The sequence below is a fragment of the Streptomyces sp. NPDC047974 genome (genome assembly GCF_040653375.1).
Classification (GTDB): Bacteria; Actinomycetota; Actinomycetes; order Streptomycetales; family Streptomycetaceae; genus Streptomyces.
In genome coordinates this window covers 45405-66504 of the sequence record NZ_JBEZNU010000003.1, presented here as the reverse complement: position 1 = coordinate 66504, position 21100 = coordinate 45405, and the positions used below count along the sequence as shown (strand labels likewise).

Genomic DNA, 21100 nt, shown 5'->3' with positions numbered 1-21100 from the left:
CGTGCTCCGGCAAGCCCGCCGCGCGCGGGCCCGGTGCCGTGGGAGCGCTGCCTACCCTCGGTGGCCACCAGTCGACATGGATCGCGAACTCGGGCATTCCGGGGGCCGGTTGGGGGCATAGGCCACCAACAGGCGGCGCAGACCTGGGGAGGGGCACGTGCTCAGTACCGCACGCAGCGCACAGCAGGCACAGGCACAGCACGCCGGCGACATCGAGGACGTCGACGTCGTCGTCGTGGGCTCGGGGATCGCCGGGCTCACGGCGGCCCGGCGGCTCACCGGGGCGGGGCTCTCGGTCGCCGTCCTGGAGGCCGAGCCGCACATCGGCGGCCGGCACGCCACCGGCGAGGCCGACGGCTTCCGGCTCGACCGGGTGGGCCGGCTGCTCACCCTCGCCCCGGAGGAGCTGCGGGCCCTGCCGGGGCTCGGCGGCGTGGTGCCGCGGCCCTTCGCGCCCGGGGTGCTGATCCACACCGACGGGCGGTACGCGCGCTGGGGCGCCCCGCACCCGAGGACCCGCAGGGGCGCGTTCACCGTGGCGCGCGCCCTCGCGAGCGCCCCCCGGCATCCGGCGGCCTCCCTGGACCAGGCGCGGCTCGGCGCCTCGCTGGTGCGGCTCGCGGCGACGCCGACGCAGCGGCTGCTCGCCCGGCCCGAGCGGACCGCGCGGGAGGCGCTGGCGGGCCGGCTGCCGTCCAGGACCGTGCAGACGGTGCTGCGGCCGCTGCTCGCGGCCCTCCTCGCCGACCCGGACCTGGCGGTGTCGAGCCGGCGGGCGGACCTGGCGCTGCGGGCCTTCGCGCGGGGCCGGGTGTCGGTGCCGGAAGGCGGGTCGGCGGCCGTTCCTGAGCGGCTCGCGGCGCTGCTGCCGCCGGGCACGGTGCGGACCGGCGTCCGGGTCACGGCGATGTCGGTGGCCCGGGTCGACACGGCGGAGCACGGGCCGGTCGGCTGCCGGGCGGTGGTCCTGGCGACCGGGGCGCGGAGCGCGGCCGGACTCCTGCCGGGCCTGCGGGTCCCGGCGTACCACCCGGTGACGGTGGTGCACCACACGGCGCCGGTGGCGCCGACCACGGATCCGACGCTGCTCCTGGAGTCCGACCCGGGCGGACCGGTGGCGCACACGGCGGTGATGAGCGCGGTGGACCCGACGCGGGCGCCGGCGGGCCGGCCGCTGATCACCTCGACGGTCCTCGGGACGCCGCCGGACGACGCCGAGCGGCGGGTCCGCAAGCACCTGGCGGCGCTGTACGGCACCTCCACGGACGAGTGGGAGCTGCTGGCCCTGCACCACACCCGGGACGCGGTCCTGGCCACTCCCCCGGCGCACGACCCCCGCCGCTCGGTGCGGCTGCTCGCGGGCCTGTACGTCTGCGGCGACCACCGCGCGGCGGGCACCCTGCGCTCCACGCTGGCCTCCGGCGAGCGCGCCGCGGACGCCGTCCTCGCCGACCTGGGGCTGCGCCCCGCGGTCCTGGAGGAGGCGGAGGAGGAGGCCGCCTGACGCGCCGGGCCCCCGGTCAGCCGAGGGCGGAGACGCGGTCGCGGTAGGTGCGGACGGGCGGGGCGTCGCGGTAGGGCTCCAGGCGGCGCTCGAAGTCGCGGACGTACTCGATCGCGCGGGCCGAGCGCATCTCGGCGGCCTGCTGGGCGGCCTCGGCGCCGAGCGCGCACGCCTGGTCCAGCTCGCCGAGGGCGAGCCGGGCGGTGGCGAGGACGACCCGGCAGAAGAGCCGGCTGCGGGCGTAGCCGGGGGCGCGGAGCTGGAGGGCCCGCTCGGCGTGCTGGGCGGCGGGGCGGTACTGCTGGAGGTCGCGGTGGCAGTGGCCCAGCTCGTCGGCGAGCTGGGCCTCGTCGAAGGCGCGGGCCCAGTAGGGCACCTCGTCGCCGGGCCGGGCGGACTCCAGGGCCCGCTCGGCCCGCACGAGGGCGGCGCTGCACGCCCGGGCCTCGGAGAGGACGGCGTGTCCCCGGGCCTCGACGGCGTGCAGCATCGCCTGGACGACCGGGGGCGCGGCGGAGCCGACGCCCTGCTGGGCGACCCGGGCGAGCTGGACGGCCTCGCGCCCGTGGCCGAGGTAGACGGCCTGGCAGCTCATGGTGAGCAGGACGTACGAGCCGTAGGCCCGGTCCCCGGCGGCCTGGGCCAGCCGCAGCGCCTGGACGAAGTAGCGCTGGGCGAGGCCGTGGGCGGCGATGTCGTACGAGGTCCAGCCGGCGAGCCGGGTGAGGTCGGCGGCGGCGGCGAAGAGGCGCCGGCCGGTGGACTCGCCGTAGGTGCCGCGGAGCATGGGCTCGGCCTCGTGCTCCAGGTAGCGGACGAGGGCCTGGCGGGCGTGGCCGCCGCCGTAGGCGTGGTCGAGGGTGCGGAAGAGGTCGCCGACGGAGCGGAGGGCGGCGATGTCGCCGCCGGTGACGCGCTGGCCGGGGCCGCGTTCCGTGCCGCGCTGGCGGGGGACGGAGTGGCGGCCCTGCGGCGGCACCCGGGGGTCCTGGGTCCCGATCGCACGGACCGGACCGCCGGGGACGGCCGGGCGGACCTGCGGCGGCGGGGGCACCGGCTCGCCGCGGGCGACGCGGTCGTCGGCGCGGCCGATGAGCCAGTCGCGGCTGGGCACGACGAGGCCGGCCGGGGTGAAGGCGATCTTGCGGAGCTCCGCGTGGCTGCCGGAGTCCTTGCGCCACAGGCCGCTGACGATGTCGACGGCCTCCTCGGGGGTGGCGGCGAACTCCAGGCCCGCGTAGACCGGCGCGCAGGCGTCGAGCCCGAGGTCCTGGGCGGTGAGGCGGCGGCCCAGGCGGCGGGTGAAGACCTCGGCGATGAGGGCCGGGGTGGTGCCGCGCGGCTGCTGCCCGCGCAGCCAGCGGGTCACGGAGGTCTTGTCGTACCGCAGGTCGAGCCCGTGCTCCAGACCGAGCTGGTCCACCCTTCTGGCGAGCCCGGCGTTGGAGAACCCGGCCTCGGCGATGAGCGCGGCGAGCTGGCGGTTCGGGACGCGCTGCGGTGGTCGTTCCGTCATCGGCTGTGCGGTCTCCTGCCTTCGGGCGCAGGTGGCAGCCCGTTTTCGACCCTCATGGAACGGCGTGAATGTAGCGGTCCTCCCGGCCCGTACCGCCAGCTTCGCCCCACATTCATCCGATCGTGTGAGGAACCGGAACCATGGTTGCCACTTCGCGCTGACAGCGGGCCCGGCCCGCACCCGTCTCCACCTGCCCGAGGGGTTCGCGGCGCGCCGCCGTACAGTGGCAGGGGCGCGTAAGACGCAGGGTGCCGGGCCGGCTCCCGCCCCGGGACGATCCCCGGAACCCGGCCGCGGGCACCCAGGAGGAGGCATGGCCGTGAGTGAGCTGCAATTCGTCCGCCTGGGCTTCGGCACGGACGCCGTCGAGTACCGGACGGCCTGGGACAAGCAGCGCGAGGTGCACGCAGCGCGATTCGCCGACGAGATCGGCGACACCTGTCTGCTCCTGGAACACCCGCCGGTCTACACGGCGGGCCGGCGCACGCAGGACAGCGAGCGCCCGCTCGACGGGACCCCGGTCGTCGACGTCGACCGCGGCGGCAAGATCACCTGGCACGGCCCGGGCCAGCTGGTCGGCTACCCGATCCTCAAGCTGCCCCGCCCGGTGGACGTCGTCGCGCACGTGCGCCGCCTGGAGGAGGCGCTGATCCGGACCGCCGCCGAGTTCGGCGTGGCGACCACCCGGATCGAGGGGCGCAGCGGGGTCTGGGTCCTCGGCGACCCGGTCGAGCGGCGGCCCTCCCTCGGCGGGCTCTCGCTGGACTTCGACCCGCGGCTGACGGACGAGGAGTTCGACCCTCGACTGCACGGCCCCGAGTACGCCCCCTCCAACGCCGGCCAGCGCCGCGAGGACCGGAAGCTGGCCGCCATCGGCATCCGCGTCGCCAAGGGCGTCACGATGCACGGCTTCTCCTTCAACGTGAACCCGGACAACGCCTGGTTCGACCGGATCATCCCGTGCGGCATCCGCGACGCGGGCGTCGCCTCGCTCGCCAACGAGCTGGGCCGCGACATCACCGTCGAGGAGGTCCTCCCGGTGGTCGAGAGGCACCTGCGGGACGTGCTGGAGAACGCGGAGCTCAAGCCGCGCGAGATCGAGCGGCCCGTGGAGACGGCGTCCGCCTGAGGAATGCCGGGCTCTGGCCACGGGTTGGCCAGACGTAGCAAGGCATGGAAGCAACGGGCGTACCCTGGTGTGCGCCGAAGAATCGAAGCTACAGGAGCCGATGTGTCCGCAGTCGCCCCCGACGGACGCAAGATGCTGCGCCTGGAGGTCCGGAACGCCCAGACCCCCATCGAGCGCAAGCCCGAGTGGATCAAGACCCGCGCGAAGATGGGTCCGGAGTACACGAAGATGCAGAGCCTCGTGAAGAGCGAGGGCCTGCACACGGTCTGCCAGGAGGCGGGCTGCCCCAACATCTTCGAGTGCTGGGAGGACCGCGAGGCGACCTTCCTCATCGGCGGGGACCAGTGCACCCGGCGCTGCGACTTCTGCCAGATCGACACCGGCAAGCCGGAGGCCCTCGACCGCGACGAGCCGCGCCGCGTGGGCGAGTCGGTCGTCACGATGGACCTGAACTACGCCACCATCACCGGCGTCGCCCGCGACGACCTGGAGGACGGCGGCGCCTGGCTGTACGCCGAGACCGTGCGCCAGATCCACCAGCAGACCGCCGAGCGCGCCGCGGGCCGCACCAAGGTCGAGCTGCTCGCCCCCGACTTCAACGCGGTGCCGGAGCTCCTCAAGGAGGTCTTCGACTCCCGCCCCGAGGTCTTCGCGCACAACGTCGAGACCGTCCCGCGGATCTTCAAGCGGATCCGCCCCGGCTTCCGCTACGAGCGCTCGCTGGACGTCATCACCCAGGCCCGCGACTACGGTCTGGTCACGAAGTCCAACCTGATCCTCGGCATGGGCGAGACCCGCGAGGAGGTCAGCGAGGCGCTCAAGCAGCTGCACGACGCGGGCTGCGAGCTCATCACGATCACCCAGTACCTGCGCCCCTCCGTCCGGCACCACCCCGTGGAGCGCTGGGTGAAGCCGCAGGAGTTCGTGGAGCTGAAGGAGGAGGCCGACGCGATCGGCTTCTCCGGTGTGATGTCGGGCCCGCTGGTCCGCTCCTCGTACCGCGCCGGCCGTCTGTACCAGCAGGCGATCGAGAAGCGCGGCGCGATGGAGGCCGTCCAGGCGGTGTGAGTCCCCGCACATGTTGTTACCCGTCGGTAGGACCGGCGGGGGAGCGGCCCGTACGGCCCCGCAGTTCAGCGGGGCGGTACGGGCCGCTCCGCCGTTCGGGGGTCCCGCATCAGCGTTTCATCAGGGTTTGACCGTCGGGTCATGCCCTGGTAACACCGTTCTGTGAGCATGGTTCCACGCACCGCCACCATCCGCTCGCCCCCCACCTCGTCTCACTCGCTCCCGAGAGAGGACCCCTCCATGCCGGCCGCCCAGACGCACGTCCGCGTCAGTGCCCTCCCGTCCGTCACCGGCGCCCTGCGGGCCGTCGAGTCCCTGTTCCTGGGCGCCGGCCAGCGCACCGCCCGCCGCAACGCCTGGACCGCCGTCCTGGAGGACCGCCGCCGCGCCAAGGACCGCGTCGAGGCCCAGCACGTGCTGGAGGCCGCGTCTGGCCGGACGTCCCGGGCCACGTAGACTTCAAGGCATGGCGAGGAAGGCAAACACGGGCGGCGCTGACGCCGCGAACTCAGGGCGACTGAAGCAGATCGCCCTCACGTACAAGATGACCCGGAAGGCCGACCCCAAGGTCGGGCTCGTCGTGGCCGGCGTGGGCATCGTCGTACTCGGTGTCCTCCTCGGTATCGGCTTCCTGATCGGACACCCGGTCTACCTGGGCATCCTGGGCTTCGTCCTGGCGCTCCTGGCGATGGCGATCGTCTTCGGCCGGCGCGCCGAGCGGGCGGCCTTCGGGCAGATGGAGGGCCAGCCGGGCGCGGCCGCGGCGGTGCTGCAGAACATCGGGCGCGGCTGGACGGTCACCCCGGCGGTCGCGATGAACCGCAGCCAGGACGTGGTGCACCGGGCCGTCGGCCGCCAGGGCATCGTCCTGGTCGGCGAGGGCAACCCGAACCGGCTGAAGCCCCTCCTCGTGGCCGAGAAGAAGAAGATGGCCCGCATCCTGGTCGACGTGCCGGTGACGGACATCATCGTCGGCAACGACGAGGAGGAGGGCCAGGTCCCGCTCAAGAAGGTCCGCACCAAGATGCTGAAGCTGCCCCGGCTGCTCAGCGGCCCCCAGGTGACGGCGGCCAACGACCGGCTGCGCGCGATGGGCGACCTCATGAGCAACATGCCGCTGCCGAAGGGCCCGATGCCCAAGGGCATGAAGATGCCGCGCGGCGGAAAGATGCGCTGACGCGCACGAAGAACCGGAAAAGGGCGGTGCCCCGGACCTCCGAGAGGTCCGGGGCACCGCCCTTTCGTCTGTTCTCCCGCGTCCCGGGTCGGACGTCAGACCCGCACCTGGACGGCGCCGGAGAAGCGGTCGTGGAGACCGCGGCCGTCCCGGTCCCAGACCAGGGCGGGGATCGCCAGGCAGGTCAGGGCCGCGCGGAGCACGGCGCGGGGCAGCGAGAGCCGGCCGCCCGCGACCGAGACGACCCGCAGGCGGAAGAGGAGCTTGCCCGGGGTGGCGCCGACGGTACCGACGGTGAGGGCGTTCAGGGCGAAGAGGATGAGCAGGGCCCAGTTGCTGGTCGCCTGGCCGTAGCCGTCGGTGATGAGACCGTATGCGATCAGCAGGCACAGGCCCCAGTCCACGGCGAGCGCGCCGAGCCGCGCGCCCGGGCGGGCGATGGAGCCGGGGCCCTCCTCGGGGAGGCCCAGCTGCTGCCCCCGGTAACCGAAGTCCACGCCTGCTTGCTCCGCCGCGGCACGGGGGCCGGAGAGCCACGATCCGAGTGCTTGCCTGTTGTCCACCCGACCACCGTACTGCGCCCGTTTTCGATCACTTCGGTCCGGGTGCGGCTGAGGCGCGACACGGAGGGACACCACACGTCCCGGTTAACTTCGACGAAACAAATGGGTCATGCTTGAGAAATCCCGACTGCCTAGGGTCGGGTACGAGCGTGCGCCACCGCACTGGTGCATCACCGAGCTGCAACCCCGCCCCTCCCCGGGCCGGGAGTAGGAGGAGTTGGATGTCCAAGCACGGGTTCCAGAACGCCGAAGAAGTCGCGAAGTTCATCAAGGACGAGGACGTCAAGATGGTCGACGTCCGCTTCTGCGACCTTCCCGGCGTGATGCAGCACTTCTCGATCCCGGCGACGGCCTTCGACCCGTCCGAGGAGCTGGCCTTCGACGGCTCGTCGATCCGCGGCTTCCAGGCCATCCACGAGTCCGACATGTCGCTGCGCGCCGACCTCTCGACGGCCCGCCTGGACCCGTTCCGCCGCGACAAGACGCTCAACATCAACTTCTTCATCCACGACCCGATCACGGGCGAGGCCTACAGCCGCGACCCGCGGAACATCGCGAAGAAGGCGGAGACGTACCTCGCCTCCACCGGCATCGCCGACACCGCGTACTTCGGCCCCGAGGCCGAGTTCTACGTCTTCGACTCGGTCCGCTTCGAGACCTCCGCGAACCAGGGCTTCTACCACATCGACTCCGAGGCCGGCGCCTGGAACACCGGCTCCGAGGAGAACAACCGCGGCTACAAGGTCCGCTACAAGGGCGGCTACTTCCCGGCCCCGCCGGTCGACCACTTCGCCGACCTGCGCGCCGAGATGTCCCTGGAGCTGGAGAAGGTCGGCCTGCAGGTCGAGCGCCAGCACCACGAGGTGGGCACCGCCGGCCAGGCCGAGATCAACTACAAGTTCAACACGCTGCTCGCCTCGGCCGACGACCTGATGCTGTTCAAGTACATCATCAAGAACGTCGCCTGGCGGAACGGCAAGTCCGCGACCTTCATGCCGAAGCCGATCTTCGGCGACAACGGCTCGGGCATGCACGTCCACCAGTCGCTGTGGTCCAACGGCGACCCGCTGTTCTACGACGAGGCCGGCTACGCGGGCCTCTCGGACACCGCCCGCTACTACATCGGCGGCATCCTCAAGCACGCCCCGTCGCTGCTCGCCTTCACCAACCCGACGGTGAACTCCTACCACCGCCTGGTCCCGGGCTTCGAGGCGCCGGTCAACCTGGTCTACTCGCAGCGCAACCGCTCGGCCGCCATGCGCATCCCGATCACGGGCTCGAACCCGAAGGCCAAGCGCGTCGAGTTCCGCGCGCCGGACCCGTCCTCGAACCCGTACCTCGCCTTCTCCGCCCTCCTCCTCGCGGGCCTCGACGGCGTGAAGAACAAGATCGAGCCCATGGAGCCGATCGACAAGGACCTCTACGAGCTCGCCCCCGAGGAGCACGCGAGCGTCCCGCAGGTCCCGACCAACCTGGAGGCCGTCCTCAAGGCCCTGGAGGAGGACAACGAGTACCTCCAGGCCGGCGGCGTCTTCACCTCCGACCTGATCGAGACCTGGATCGACTACAAGCGCACCCACGAGATCGCCCCGATCCAGCTCCGCCCGCACCCGCACGAGTTCGAGCTCTACTACGACCTCTAAGCCGCGAGGCACCCCGCACCACCACGAAGGCCGCCGTCCCGGGATCCCGGGGCGGCGGCCTTCGCCGTCGCCGGAAGTCAGCGCTTGTCGCGGATGAAGGTGCGGACCATGCGGCAGGTGAGGTTCGAGGGCGGGTGGATGCCTATGCGCTCGGCCATGGTGCGGATGGTGGCGTTGGTCGCCTTCCTCGGGACGTAGACGCCGGAGTCGAGGAGCGCGATCGCGAGGCGCATGGCCTTCAGGCGGCGGTTGTGCGTGACGTACCACTCGCGGGGGCGGCCGGCCGGAAGGGCCTTCTTCTCGACGGGCGTGAAGGGTTCGATGGACGGCCTGCGGATCACGGCGACTGCCATGGGCTACCTCCTGGCGAACGGTGGCGGGGGCCCTCCCCGGGGCCCTTGCCTTCGACTCCCATTCTAGAGCGGGGCACTGACAATCGGGCCTGGTCGGACGGGGTTTGGGGGTAGCGTGGAGGGATGGAGATCTGGATCAATCCCGCCTGTTCCAAGTGCCGTGGCGCCCTCACTCTGCTCGACGCGGAGGGGGCCGAGTACACCGTCCGGAAGTACCTGGAGGACGTGCCCTCCGCGGACGAGATCCGGGCCGTGCTCGGACGGCTGGGGCTCGAACCGTGGGACATCACGCGGACCGGCGAGGCCGTCGCCAAGGAGCTCGGCGTGAAGGAGTGGGGGCGGGAGCCGGGTGACCGGGAGCGGTGGATCGAGGCGCTCTCCGCCCACCCGAAGCTCATCCAGCGGCCCCTCATCACCGCCGACGACGGTACGGCCGTCGTCGGCCGCACCGAGGAGGCCGTCCGCGACGCCCTCGGCCGGCGTTAGCCGCCGTCCGCGCTCACAGGGGCGTCGCCTCCGCCTCCGCCTCCGTGAGGAGTTCGGTGAGGCGGAGGGCGAAGCGGGCGTCGCAGGGGTGGGGGGTGCCGGTGCGGGCCGCGGCGAGCAGGGCGGTGATCGCCTCGGTGTACGCGGGCCGGGCGCCGTTCCAGGCCGGGAGGGTGGTGCTGCCCGCCGTGCCGTGGAGGGTGAGGGACGCGCCGGCCGCCGCCGGCGGGGCGCTCAGGGTGAGCGTGGCCGTGCTGCTCGCGCCCGTCGTGTGGCCGAGGACCAGGTGGTGGGTGTCGTCCGGGCCCTTCGCCGCCCGCACCCGGGTGACGTCGCCGAGGACCGGGACGAGGACCGAGAGGACGTGCGGGCCCACGTCCCAGAGGCCGCCCTTCTCGCGGCGCCAGGGGCTCGCCGCGTACGGGCCGGCGGCGCCGGGGCCGTAGAGGGAGCCGAGCCAGCGGGCCTCGGCGACGTACCAGCCCCCCGTCGCCCGCTGTTCCTCGATCCAGCGGGCCGTCTCCGGGGCGAAGCGCAGCGTGCAGAAGACGACCGAGGCGACGCCCGTCTCCGCGACCGCCTCCGTGACCTCGCGGGCCGCCTCGACCGTGGTCGCCAGCGGCTTGTCGAGAAGGAGGTGGCGGCCGGCCCGGGCGGCGCGGGCGGCGAGCGGCGCCTGGACGTCCGGCGGAAGGGCGAACGCGACGGCGTCGCAGGCGTCGAGGAGGGCGTCCAGGTCGTCGTACGCGCGCGTGCCGTGCGCCGCGGCCAGTTCGGCGGCGGCCTCCGGGCGGCGGCCCCACACCCCCTGGAACTCCACCCCCTCGTGGGCGGCGAGCGCCGGGGCGTGGGTGCGGGCGGCCCAGGGGCCGGTGCCGAGGAGGCCGATGCGGGGACGGTCGGGGAGGACGGGGAGAGCGGCGGAGGCGGGGAGGGTGCTGTGCGTGGCCATGGGGGCCAGTCTGCCGTGTGGGCGCGGGCGGGCGGGAAAGCGGTGGCGGCGGGGGGTCCGCGGCGTCTAGCGTGCTCGGGTGCCGGCCGCGGGACTTCGGTACGACTTCCGATACCTGCCTTGTAAAGCAACGTCTTCGCTGATCGTGCTCCCTCTCCCCGGCCGGCACCCCGACACGCGAAAGACAGGGGGCGTCGTGTCCGAGCTCGTCGCCGCGGAGGACGTGCTGCTGTTCGTCAACGCGGCCGTGACCGCCACCGGGCAGCGGGAGTTCCGCTCCTCCGCCGCCGAACAGCGGCTGTCGCTCGCCTTCCTGCACGAGTACGTACGGGTCAACTACCGGCCGCTGTACGCCGCGTGCCTCGCGCTCGACATCAACGACCACAACGCCGCGCTCGTCGTCGAGCAGCTGCTGCGCACGCCGGGCGAGGCCGGGGACGGGGAGGGCCGCCTGGTGGCGGCCCGGCTGGCGCGGATGGCGCCGCCGCGGGTTTACCGGCTGTTCCGGGCGCTGCGGGAGGCCGGGGTGAACAACCGGCGCACGCGCGCGATCGTGCGGGAGTGGCTGGCGGCCCGGCCGGATCCGGCGCTCGACGCCGTGAAGTACCGGCCCGGGGTGAAGGCCGCCCTCAAGCACGCGCACGTGGCGCCCGCCGACGCCGAGACCGGCGACTTCCTCTTCGCGCCCGGGCGCCGGGTGCGGTACGAGAACCGGACCCTGGAGGCGTACCGGCGGGCCCACTACGCCGAGGACGCGCTGTACGAGCTGCCGTTCACGGTCGCCGAGGGCTTCGCGGCGCGCCACGGGGTGGACCGGGAGGTGTTCCTGGAGCGGATCGCGCCCCGGATGACCCGGCTCGAACGGCTGCGGAGCGCCCGGACCGCGGGAGCCCCCGACCTGACCGTGATGCCGCTGACCCGGCTGGCGCTGTACGTGCTCGCGCTGCCGTTCGCCGAGCGGGCGGCGCGGCGGGCCGAGCTGACCGGGGCGCTGCGGGCGGCGGCGCGGCGGGCGGCGGGGCCGTACGCGGGGAGCTGGGGGCGGGTCGCGGCGGTCCTCGACGACAGCTTCTCCTCGTCGGGTTCGGCGGTGAAGCGGCGCCGGCCGCTGGCGGTGGCGCTCGGCTGCCACTTCCTCCTGGAGGCGCTGGCGGCCCCGGGGGCGTACACCGGTCTGTGGACCTCGGGCGGTACGGATCCGCTGCTGGTCAGGCCGTACGGGCCCACTCCGCTGGGGCTGCGGATCCTCGACGCGCTCGACGGCCGGCCCGAGCGGCTCGTGGTCGTCTCGGACGGCTGGGACAACGCTCCGCCGGGCCTGGCGGGCGAGGTGCTGCGGGTGTGGCGGTCGCGGCTCGACCCGGAGCGGCGGACGGCGGCCGTGCACGTGAACCCCGTATACGACGCGGGGGTGTTCGACGTGCGCCGGCTCGGGCCGTCGGTGCCGGCCGTCGGCATCCGGGACGCGGAGGACCTGCCGGCGCTCGTGGAGATCGCCGGGTTCGCCGAGGGGCGGACCGGGCTCACGGAGCTGCGCGCCTATCTGGACCGGCGGGTGGCGGACTTCCTGGCGGAGCACGAGAAGGGGGCGGGACGGTGACGCGGATCGATCTCACCGGGCTCGACGTGCGGGCCGCGCAGGTGTGGGGCGGGATCCGGCTCGTGCCGCTGGTGCGGGAGGAGCCGGTCGAGGGGCTGCGGCTGCACCGGGAGGTGTACGAGCGGGCCCACGGGGACGGGTCCTCGTCCGTGGACGTCGGCGACGGCACCGTCTACACGTCGTACGTCCCGCACGGCTTCGTCGCCGACTGGTCGGGGACGGGCCGGGAGGAGGAGGCGGCGTACGGCACCCGGCTCGGGGACGCGCCGCGCGCCGCCGTGCCCGTGCGCGCCCCGCACCACCGGCTCGCCAAGCGGCGGCGCGGCGAGCGCCGGCTGCGCTTCCTGCCGCTCCACCTCGCCCTGGACGGGTACCTCTCGCTGCACTTCGGCGGTCCGACGGTGCTGTGGGAGGAGTGGTCGCGGCAGGCGCTGCGGCGGGGTCTCCCGCCGCGGGCGGAGGCGGCGTACGCGGGCGTGGACGTGCCGGGGCTCTCGGAGGCGCTGCGGGTCTTCGAGGTGCACCCGGGCCAGTGCGGGGTCCTGGTGTACGCGGCGGACGCGCTGGCCGCGGCCTTCGTCGTGCCGCATCCGGAGGACTACCGGCTGCTGCATCCGACGCTGGTGGAGGACCTGTACGGCGAGCTGGTGCACCAGTACGCGCACTACGGCGCGCCGGTGCCCGAGTTCACGGCCCGGATCGGGGACGGCGCCGGCGGCATCCGGAACCTCGCGGACCTGCGGGCGGCGGCCCGGGAGCAGGAGCGGCGCTGGGCGGTGGCGCACGACGGGCTGATGGCGCGGGACCTCCTGGAGACGCCGTACGCCTTCGAGCGGGCGTACCGGATGGGGTCCTTCTCCCTGTACCGTTTCCTGCCGCCGTTCCTGCGGGACGGGCGGGAGCAGCACATCGGCGAGCTGATCACCGACCGCAAGGGGCGGACGGCGTACCTGAAGACCTTCCGGCTCTCGGACGCGCAGGTCAGACGGGGTCACCTGCTCCGCCGGCTGGCGTCCTGCGACTGGCACCCGGGGCGGACGGCCGAGGCGCTGGGCGTCTCGGGCGAGGAGCTGGTCCGGCGGATCCGGTCGGCCGGTTTCGGCCCGCTGCTCGACGCGCACGGCCTCGCACGGGCGGCGCGCGTATCACAGGAAGGCTGAGTAACACGGGGTTCACAAACGGGCAACCGCCGGGAAATCCCGTGTTGCGAAGCTGCGGTCACACGAAAGGCGCCACGGGCGGCGGGCCGGGTCACCGGCCGGACGTTCGGCGCCGCCCCGCAGCTTCTCGCAGCGCCGCGAGCCGCCGCGGACGACACCCGCAGCAGCACGCCACGCCCTAAGGATGACCCCGTGACCTTCAAGGCTGAGTACATCTGGATCGACGGCACCGAGCCGACCGCGAAGCTTCGTTCCAAGACGAAGATCATCGCGGGCGAGGGTCTGCCGCTGGCGGAGCTGCCGATCTGGGGCTTCGACGGTTCCAGCACCAACCAGGCCGAGGGCCACGCGTCGGACCGCGTCCTCAAGCCGGTCTTCTCCTGCCCGGACCCGATCCGCGGCGGCGACGACATCCTGGTGCTGTGCGAGGTCCTCAACACGGACATGACCCCGCACGCCTCCAACACCCGCGCCGCGCTGGTCGAGGTCGCCACCAAGTACGCCGCCCAGGAGTCGATCTTCGGCATCGAGCAGGAGTACACCTTCTTCGAGGGCACCCGTCCGCTCGGCTTCCCGGTCAACGGCTTCCCGGCCCCGCAGGGCGGCTACTACTGCGGCGTCGGCGTGGACGAGATCCACGGCCGTCCGATCGTCGAGGCGCACCTGGAGAACTGCCTCAAGGCCGGTCTCGGCATCTCCGGCATCAACGCCGAGGTCATGCCCGGCCAGTGGGAGTTCCAGGTCGGCCCGCTGGCCCCGCTGGAGGTCTCCGACCAGCTGTGGATCGCCCGCTGGCTGCTCTACCGCACGGCCGAGGACTTCAACGTCTCCGCGACCCTCGACCCGAAGCCGGTGAAGGGCGACTGGAACGGCGCGGGCGCGCACACCAACTTCTCCACCAAGGCGATGCGCGAGGGCTACGACGCGATCATCACCGCGTGCGAGTCGCTGGGCCAGGGCTCGAAGCCGCTCGACCACGTCAAGAACTACGGCGCCGGCATCGACGAGCGCCTGACGGGCCTGCACGAGACCGCCCCGTGGGACGAGTACTCCTACGGCGTCTCGGACCGCGGCGCCTCGGTCCGCATCCCGTGGCAGGTCGAGCAGGACCAGAAGGGCTACATCGAGGACCGCCGCCCGAACGCCAACGTCGACCCGTACGTGGTGACCCGCCTCATCGTGGACACCTGCTGCGAGGCGCTGGAGAAGGCCGGCCAGGTCTGATCGCCCGCCAGTTCCCCGAAGGTGCCCGCCGGTTCGCCCGGCGGGCACCTTCGCGTTCGGCGGGCGTCCGGCCGTCCGGCGGGCGTCTCTCCCCGTGGACACCCCTTCGCTCCGGCGTTCCCTCCTGGTTTAATAGGGATATGGCCAGCATGGAGCGGAACGACAGCGCGCGGGGTCGCCATGACCTCGAGCCGTTCTGGCCTTCCCGCCAGCACCACGACTTCGACCGGTGCTGTCGGCGCGTGAGGAACGCGTCGGCCCTCTAAAACCCCGACCGGAGACCCGTCCGGTCCGTGGCCTTCGGCCGACGCGCAGTGACGTACGACGCCTGTCCGTCCGTTTCTTCACGCGAGAAAGCCGAGTCCTCACCATGGCCCACGTCCAGGCCGCCGCCCCGCTCGCCCCCGCCGCCCGCCCCCGCCTGCGCGCCGTCGCCCCCGACGAGGTCGCCGGGCTCGCCCGGGTCGCCGACTTCCTGCCGCCGGGTGCCACGCTGCTGCCCGCGCCTCCGCACGCCCTGCCCACGCTGCCCGGCCGGCCGCCGATGGTCGGCTACCTGGTGCTGCTGCCCGCCGAGCAGGAACCGCCCGCACCGGTGCCGGCCGGGGTCGAGGGGCCGGTCGCCATCGACGACGAGCGGCGGATCGCCACCGTCGACGGGCGGGCGCTCGACCTGACGTATCTGGAGTTCGAGCTGCTCGCCCACCTCGTCGCCCACCCGTACCGGGTGCACACCCGCGACCAGCTGGTGCAGACGGTGTGGGGGTACGGCCACGTGGGCGACGGGCGGACGGTCGACGTCCACGTGGCCCGGCTGCGCCGCAAGCTGGGCGCCGAGCACCGCCGCACGATCCAGACCGTGCGGCGGGTCGGCTACAAGTACCTGCCCTGACCGGCGGCTAGCGCGTCCTCGCCCGCCGGTTCACCAGGGCGAGGACGAGCTCCGCCGCCAGGAGCACCAGCAGGCTGACGCCGAGCAGCGGGACGAACCAGCCGACGACCGCGGCCGTCGCCGCGAGCGGCAGCAGGAGCGTCACCGGCAGCTTCCGCCAGGCGCCCCGGCCGACCGGGCGGCGGGGGCGGCGCAGCCACCACATGCGGTAGCCCCAGACGATCATCAGGACCAGCGCGAGGGCGAGGGCGGCGAGGGCCAGCTGGTTGAACAGGCCCAGGAAGACGCCGGTGTGGGCGTCGATGCCGATCCGGGTCAGCTGCGCGAGGAGCGGGTACTCCGAGAAGGAGAGCCGGTCGAGGACGGTGCCGTCGGCCGGGTCCAGGGCGACCTGGTCCAGCTCGACCGGGAACTGCTTGTCGGTCTCCTTCACGACGTAACCCCTGCCCTCGGCGGGCAGCGTGACGGCTATCGAGGTGCTGTCGATCCCGGCGGCGCGGGCGGCGGCGACGGCCCGGTCGACGCCGATGTCGGCGGTGGGCGCCGGGGCGGGGTCGGCCGGCCGGTGGCCGGGGCCGTGGCCCGCGTGCTCGCCGCCCGCGCCGCCCGTGCCGCCCTCGACACCGGCCGAGAGGGTGGGGGTGGCGCCGCCGAGACCGTCCTGCAGGGCGCCGATGTTCTCGCCGGCGTACCGGGACCAGGTCAGGCCGGTCGCGGAGAGCAGCAGCAGACCGAGGGCGGCCCAGAGGCCGACCGAGCCGTGCCAGGAGAGGGTGCGGCGGCGGGACTTGGGGCCGCGCTCCGGCAGGAACAGCGCCCGCCGCCTGGTGCGGCGCCGGGCGAACCAGAGGACGAGGCCGCCGAGGACCAGCACGAAGAGCCAGCTCGCGGCGAGTTCGCTGTAGATCCGGCCGGGTTCCCCGAGGTGGAGGTCGCGGTGCAGGCCGTCGATCCAGGTGCGCAGCGGCAGGGCGCCGCCGCTGCCGTAGCTGGGCAGCTGCCCGCGCACCTCGCCCGTGTACGGGTCGACGAAGACGGCGAGCGAGGTGCCCTCGGGGGCGTCGGGGTCGGCCATCAGGACGCGGGTGGTCGCGCCCGGTTCGGCGCCGGGCCAGACGGCGGTGACGGTGCCGTCCGGGTTCGCCTCACGGGCCAGGCCGACCTGGCGGTCCAGCGGGAGGACGGCGTCGCCGGCCGGCACGGAGAGCTCGTGCGCGTACACGGCCTTCTCCGCCTGGAAGGACAGCGCGTAGAGCAGCCCGCTGAGGGCGGCGACGAGGAGGAAGGGGGCGGCGAGGAGACCGGCGGTGAAGTGGAGCCGGAGGAGGAGGGGCCGGAGGGCGGCCCAGGCACCGCGGCGGGACGGCGGGGAGGCGGGCGCCTCGGGTGCCTCGGGTGCCTTGGGCGTCTTCGGCGGCTTGGGCACCTCGGGCGTTTCAGTTGTCTCGGGCGTTTCGGGCGTCTCCGGCGGCTCGGGCGTCTCCCGTGCCTCGGGCGTCGTCGCCGTCTCGGGTGTTTCGGGCGCCTCGGCCGCGTCGGCGCCGGAGCGGGACGGCCGGGAGGTCGGCTTCTCGGCCGTCTCGGGCGCGTCGGCCGTCTCGGGCGCGTCGGGCGTCTCCGGCGGCTCGGGCGTCTCCCGCGCCTCGGGCGTCGTCGCCGTCTCGGGTGTTTCGGGTGCCTCGGCCGCGTCGGCGCCGGAGCGGGACGGCCGGGAGGTCGGCTTCTCGGCCGTCTCCGGCGCGTCGGGCGTCTCCGGCGCGTCGGGCGTCTCGGGCGCGTCGGGCGTCTCCGGCGCGTCGGGCGTCGTCGCTGTTTCGGCCGCGTCGGGGCGTGCGGGATCGTCGATGGTCATGACTGTCCTCGGAGTCTCGTGAGGGGTCCGGTGGGGGCCTGCCGTCGGGCAGGGGGAAGCGGCCCCCGGCGGACGTCAGACGAGTGGACCGAGGACCGTGGCGCGGGTGAGGGGCGGGCGGGGCGGGCCGCGCCGGGAGAGGACGGACGCGAGGACGACGACGTGCGGCCGCCGGGCGCCCCGGCGCGGCCGGCGCACCGGGCGACGCGGGTCGCCGGGGACGGCGACGGGCCCGAGCGGAACGGCGAACAGCCGCCGCAGCGGCCTGGACGCCCCCTCCGCGAGCGCGAAGAACGCGGCCTCGCCGCGCGCCAGCCACAGCCCGCAGACGAGCGCGGCCAGCAGGTGCGCGGCGAGCATGCCGGCCCCGCCGTCGAGGAGCGCCTCGGGTGCGGCGGCGGTGGCGCCGTGGGCGCCGTGCGCCCCGTGTACCGCGTGCTCCCCGTGCTGCCCGTGGCTCGTCGCCGTCGCCGTCGCCGGAGCGGTTTCCGGGTGGGCGCCCGTCAGGGAGAACGCGAGGTGAAGGGCGCCCTGGGCGGCCAGCAGGCCGGCCGCGCAGGCGACCGGGCCGCGCCGGCGGCCGGCCGCGCACCAGGCGCCGGCGGCCGTGACGGCGAAGGCGGCGAGGAGGGCGAGCGGGTCGAGGGCGTGGACAGACATGGACGAATGCCCCACCGCTGCCAGGACGACGCACACGACCGCGAACAGGGCGGCTCTCAGGGCGCGCAACGGCGAGAGGGGGTGCGTCATCGGGGGACATGGTGTCACCCGCCCGGGTGACTGGACAGACCGCCTCCCGGTGGTACGGAACGGACTACTTCACCTGCTGGTGCCGAGTGCGGATCCGGCCGTTACGGTCGGGAGAGAGTGCCGCGTCCCGGCCCTGCCCGGGCCGTGTCCCGGCCGCGTCCCGTCGGAGGAGTACCGCCCATGCCCGCGATCGCCGCCGCCTCCGTCGCCAACCTCCGGGACCTCGGCGGGGTGCCGCTGGGCGACGGGCGGTCGGTGCGGGGCGGACTCGTGCTCCGGTCGGCGCAGCTGGACCGGCTCGAACCGGACGAGGCCGTGGTGGCGGGGCTGAAGCTGCGGACCGTCGTCGACCTGCGGACCGCCGCCGAGCGCGCCGACCGGCCCGACCGGCTGCCGGACGGTGCCCGGCTGCTCGTCGCGGACGTGCTCGCCGACCACCTGGCGGCGAGCGGGCTGCCGCCGGCCGCCCGGCTGAAGACGCTGCTCACCGACCCGGCGCTCGCCGAGCGGCACCTCGGGGGCGGGCGGATCGTCGACGCGATGCGGGCGACCTACCGGGCCTTCGTCGGCAGCCCCTCCGCCCGCGCCTCCTACCGCGCCCTGCTCGTCGAGCTGGCGACGCCGGGGGCCGGACCGCTGCTCTTCCACTGCACGGCGGGCAAGGACCGTACGGGCTGGGGGGCGACGGTGGTGCTCGCGCTGCTCGGCGCGGACGAGGCGACGGTGCGGGAGGAGTACCTGGCGGTGAACCCGGCGGTGCGGCAGGCGTTCGCGCCGATGATCGAGGGCTTCGTCACCCAGGGCGGCGACCCCGACCTGGCGCTCGCGATGATCGGGGTGCTGCCGGAGTACCTGGACGCGGGCCTGGAGGAGGTCGCGGAGCGGCACGGTTCGATGGAGGCGTACGTACGGGACGGGCTCGGGGTGCCGGACGGGACGATCGCGCTGCTCCGGGAGCGGTTGACCGTGTACGCGGCCTGAGGCGGCCCGCCGGAGCCGGGCGGCGCGCGGGCCCGGCCGGGGTGACCATCGCAAGAATCGCTCGTTCTGCTGAACGTGAGCACCCAGGATCTCGTTCCCTCGCCCGTGGGCCCCGTCGACGTCGAGCAGGCCGAGGCCGCCCTCGTCGAGCGCTATCCGCGGCTCGTCCGCATCGCCTATCTGGTCCTGCCGCCGACGATGGGCCGCAAGCGGCGGGTGCTGACCGCGCACGCGCTGGTGCAGCGGGCGCTGCCGCGCCGGCGGGTGCCGGGACCCGCCGTGCCGGAGCCGCGGCGGCCCGAGGACGCGGTGGATCCCGGGTACGCGTACGTGCGGGGCGAGGTGCTGCGGCAGGCGCTGGTCGCCGGGCTGCCGCTGCGGCGGCTCGCCGTGCCGCGCCGGGCGCAGCTGCCGCCGCTGCTGCCGCAGGTGTGGGGGCTGCGCCTGTTCCCCCGGGCGGGCGGGGCGGACGAACTCGCCCTGGACCAGCTGCTCGCCCGGCTCTCCGCCCCGGCCCGGGCCGCGTACGTGCTGCGCGGTCTGGAGCGGCAGGGCGACGCGGAGGTCCTCCGGGTGCTGGCCGCGGCGGGCGCCGGGGATCCGGAGTCCGCGCTGGCGGAGCTGGCCGCGCTGGAGGAGGACGGGGAGGACGAGGGCCTCGCGGCGGGTGGCCCGGCCGGCCGCCCCGGAGGCCCCGTCCCCGGCGCGGCGCGCCCGGGCGGGCGCCCCGGCCGGGTGGGCGAGCAGGCGGGGCCCGGGCGCGTCCGCGACGGCGTGGCCGGTGCGGCCGGCCCGCCGGAGACGGGGTCCGCGGCGGGGGCCGGCGGGGCGGGGGCCGTCGCCGGGCCGTCCGGGGGAGGCCACGCGGCGGGCGACCGGGCGGGGGCGGGTCGGCGGCTCGGCGGGGCCTCGCTGCTCGAATCGGCGGAGTTCGACCCCTGCACGCTCCAGGCGCGCCCCGGGGACCTGCTGCGGCGGCGGCAGCACGGGCGGGCGGTCCTGGTGGGGGTGGTGGCGCTCCTGGTGTGCGGGGCGCTGCTCGGGCTGCCGGGTGACGGCTGGGGCAGAAACGGTGCTGCGGCACCGAGTTACGCCCGCAACCCCGCCGCCGAGGCCGCGCTCGACCCGGCGAAGGTGAGACGGGTCGCGCCGGCCGTCTGGCCCGGGGCCGTCCGGCGGGACTTCTCGGTGTGGCCCGCGCGCGGGGAGCTCGCCGGGGACGCGCCGCTGCTGCGGCGGGCGCTCGCGGTGTGGGCGCGGCCCGGCGCGGCCGTGGAGTCCTCGGCGACGCCGGGCACGCCGGTCGGGCCTCCGATGGGGCCGCCCCAGCTGCTGTTCGCGGGGCGGGTGGACGCGGCCCGGGTGGTGCTCTTCCACGACGGGCTGCGGATCGTGCGGTACGCCGAGCCGGTGGAGGGGACGGCGGGCGCCGCGCTCGACTTCGCCCGCACCGACGGTGCGGAGGGGCCGGGGGCGAGCGCGGTCGTGGTGACGCGGGCGGCGGGCAACGTGCGGTACCTGACCGCGCCGTGGGTGACCGGGTCCGCCGTACGGGACCTGCTGATGCCCGGCAAGGAGCCGTGGACGCTGGGGCGGGACGCGCACGGGGTGACCGACGCGGTGCCGAGCCCCGCGCTCGCGGAGGAGTGCGCGCGGTGGAACACCCTCCAGGTGACGGACGACTCCGGCGGCCGGCTGCTCGGCGACCTCGGCGAGCTGGTGCCGGCCCGGCTGCTGTGGGGGCCGCCCGGCGCGCCCGTCGACGCCACGGGCCGTGAGGCGCGGGCGGTCTGGGCGCGGACGGCGTGTCAGCTGACGACGGTCCTCGGGCAGGGGGTGGGCTCGGTGCGGGCCTGGCGGTTCGCCCGGCAGTCGCTGCCGGAGGGCGCGGGGCGGGCGGCCTGGGTGTGCACCCGGGCGGAGACCTGGCGGGGCACCGGCAGCCGGGTCCTCGCGCAGTTCCTGCCGCCGGACCCGAAGGTCCCGGCCGCGCTCGCCGCCCGCGCGCAGGACGCGCCGGCGTGCGGGGTGCGGGAGCCGAGGGTGCTGGCCGGGGCGCTGTGGCAGGCGCCGGCAGGCGGCTGGTACGTGCTGGCCGCGGGCGGCCCCGACCTGGTGTCGGTGCGGGTCGAGGGCGGGGTCACGGCCCGGGCCGAGGGGCCGGTCCTGGCGGCGAAGGCGTCGGCGGGCGCCCGCGCGGAGCTGAGCGCCACCCTGAAGGACGGCCGCCCCATGCCCGCCCTGCGCTGA

19 protein-coding genes are annotated in these 21100 nt (G+C 74.9%); 13 read left to right on the top strand and 6 right to left on the bottom strand.

Annotated features, from left to right (window positions below; genetic code table 11):
* Positions 1–211: 211 nt before the first annotated feature.
* Positions 212–1504: an NAD(P)/FAD-dependent oxidoreductase gene (locus tag AB0E19_RS06030; RefSeq protein WP_362174876.1), complete on the top strand. Its 1293-nt coding sequence runs from the start codon at positions 212–214 to the stop codon at positions 1502–1504.
* A 16-nt stretch (positions 1505–1520) separates the two neighbouring features.
* On the opposite strand, the gene AB0E19_RS06025 is transcribed toward AB0E19_RS06030, so the two are convergent.
* Complete coding sequence (locus tag AB0E19_RS06025) at positions 1521–3020, bottom strand: regulator (RefSeq protein WP_362173999.1); 1500 nt, start codon at positions 3018–3020, stop codon at positions 1521–1523.
* 319 nt (positions 3021–3339) lie between these two features.
* Here AB0E19_RS06025 and lipB point away from each other — a divergent pair, with 319 nt between their 5' ends.
* From lipB to AB0E19_RS06005, 4 genes are all read left to right on the top strand, one after another.
* Complete coding sequence (gene lipB / locus AB0E19_RS06020; RefSeq protein WP_362173996.1) at positions 3340–4149, top strand: lipoyl(octanoyl) transferase LipB; 810 nt, start codon at positions 3340–3342, stop codon at positions 4147–4149.
* 102 nt (positions 4150–4251) lie between these two features.
* Positions 4252–5217, top strand: coding sequence for a lipoyl synthase (gene lipA / locus AB0E19_RS06015; RefSeq protein WP_362173993.1), 966 nt, complete (start codon positions 4252–4254; stop codon positions 5215–5217).
* Between the two features lie 240 nt (positions 5218–5457).
* Positions 5458–5673: a hypothetical protein gene (locus AB0E19_RS06010; RefSeq protein ID WP_362173990.1), complete on the top strand. Its 216-nt coding sequence runs from the start codon at positions 5458–5460 to the stop codon at positions 5671–5673.
* A 10-nt stretch (positions 5674–5683) separates the two neighbouring features.
* Entirely contained in the window at positions 5684–6394 is a 711-nt protein-coding gene (locus tag AB0E19_RS06005; RefSeq protein WP_362173987.1) for a DUF4191 domain-containing protein, read from the top strand.
* Positions 6395–6489: 95 nt separating this feature from the next.
* Here AB0E19_RS06005 and AB0E19_RS06000 read toward each other — a convergent pair whose 3' ends face one another.
* A complete protein-coding gene (locus tag AB0E19_RS06000) occupies positions 6490–6957 on the bottom strand; it encodes an RDD family protein (RefSeq protein ID WP_362173984.1) in 468 nt (155 codons plus the stop codon).
* Between the two features lie 221 nt (positions 6958–7178).
* On the opposite strand from AB0E19_RS06000, the gene glnA reads away from it, so the two are divergent.
* Positions 7179–8600 carry a type I glutamate--ammonia ligase gene (gene glnA, locus AB0E19_RS05995; RefSeq protein WP_362173981.1) on the top strand — a complete coding sequence of 474 codons (1422 nt, stop codon included), beginning with the start codon at positions 7179–7181 and terminating at the stop codon, positions 8598–8600.
* 77 nt (positions 8601–8677) lie between these two features.
* On the opposite strand, the gene AB0E19_RS05990 is transcribed toward glnA, so the two are convergent.
* Positions 8678–8953, bottom strand: coding sequence for a hypothetical protein (locus AB0E19_RS05990; protein WP_362173978.1), 276 nt, complete (start codon positions 8951–8953; stop codon positions 8678–8680).
* 123 nt (positions 8954–9076) lie between these two features.
* Between AB0E19_RS05990 and AB0E19_RS05985 the strand changes: the two genes are divergently transcribed.
* On the top strand, positions 9077–9439 hold the full coding sequence (locus AB0E19_RS05985) for an arsenate reductase family protein (protein ID WP_362173975.1): 363 nt from the start codon (positions 9077–9079) through the stop codon (positions 9437–9439).
* A gap of 13 nt (positions 9440–9452) precedes the next feature.
* Here AB0E19_RS05985 and AB0E19_RS05980 read toward each other — a convergent pair whose 3' ends face one another.
* Positions 9453–10391, bottom strand: a complete 939-nt coding sequence (locus AB0E19_RS05980) for a Gfo/Idh/MocA family oxidoreductase (protein ID WP_362173972.1) — start codon at positions 10389–10391, stop codon at positions 9453–9455.
* Between the two features lie 196 nt (positions 10392–10587).
* Here AB0E19_RS05980 and AB0E19_RS05975 point away from each other — a divergent pair, with 196 nt between their 5' ends.
* The 4 genes from AB0E19_RS05975 (at position 10588) to AB0E19_RS05960 (ending at position 15267) form a co-directional block, all read left to right on the top strand.
* Complete coding sequence (locus AB0E19_RS05975) at positions 10588–11991, top strand: hypothetical protein (protein ID WP_362173969.1); 1404 nt, start codon at positions 10588–10590, stop codon at positions 11989–11991.
* A complete protein-coding gene (locus AB0E19_RS05970; protein ID WP_362173966.1) occupies positions 11988–13151 on the top strand; it encodes a hypothetical protein in 1164 nt (387 codons plus the stop codon). The genes AB0E19_RS05975 and AB0E19_RS05970 overlap by 4 nt, the downstream gene beginning before the upstream one ends.
* Before the next feature lie 192 nt (positions 13152–13343).
* On the top strand, positions 13344–14375 hold the full coding sequence (gene glnII / locus AB0E19_RS05965) for a glutamine synthetase (RefSeq protein ID WP_362173963.1): 1032 nt from the start codon (positions 13344–13346) through the stop codon (positions 14373–14375).
* Positions 14376–14745: 370 nt separating this feature from the next.
* On the top strand, positions 14746–15267 hold the full coding sequence (locus tag AB0E19_RS05960) for a winged helix-turn-helix domain-containing protein (RefSeq protein WP_362173960.1): 522 nt from the start codon (positions 14746–14748) through the stop codon (positions 15265–15267).
* Between the two features lie 7 nt (positions 15268–15274).
* Here the strand turns inward: AB0E19_RS05960 and AB0E19_RS05955 are convergent, their stop codons facing one another.
* Positions 15275–16693 carry a PepSY-associated TM helix domain-containing protein gene (locus AB0E19_RS05955; RefSeq protein ID WP_362174873.1) on the bottom strand — a complete coding sequence of 473 codons (1419 nt, stop codon included), beginning with the start codon at positions 16691–16693 and terminating at the stop codon, positions 15275–15277.
* Positions 16694–17194: 501 nt separating this feature from the next.
* Complete coding sequence (locus AB0E19_RS05950; RefSeq protein WP_362173957.1) at positions 17195–17869, bottom strand: hypothetical protein; 675 nt, start codon at positions 17867–17869, stop codon at positions 17195–17197.
* A 180-nt stretch (positions 17870–18049) separates the two neighbouring features.
* On the opposite strand from AB0E19_RS05950, the gene AB0E19_RS05945 reads away from it, so the two are divergent.
* The gene (locus AB0E19_RS05945) at positions 18050–18850 is read left to right on the top strand and encodes a tyrosine-protein phosphatase (RefSeq protein WP_362173954.1); all 801 of its coding nucleotides are present in this window, start codon (positions 18050–18052) and stop codon (positions 18848–18850) included.
* 75 nt (positions 18851–18925) lie between these two features.
* Complete coding sequence (locus AB0E19_RS05940) at positions 18926–21100, top strand: hypothetical protein (protein WP_362173951.1); 2175 nt, start codon at positions 18926–18928, stop codon at positions 21098–21100.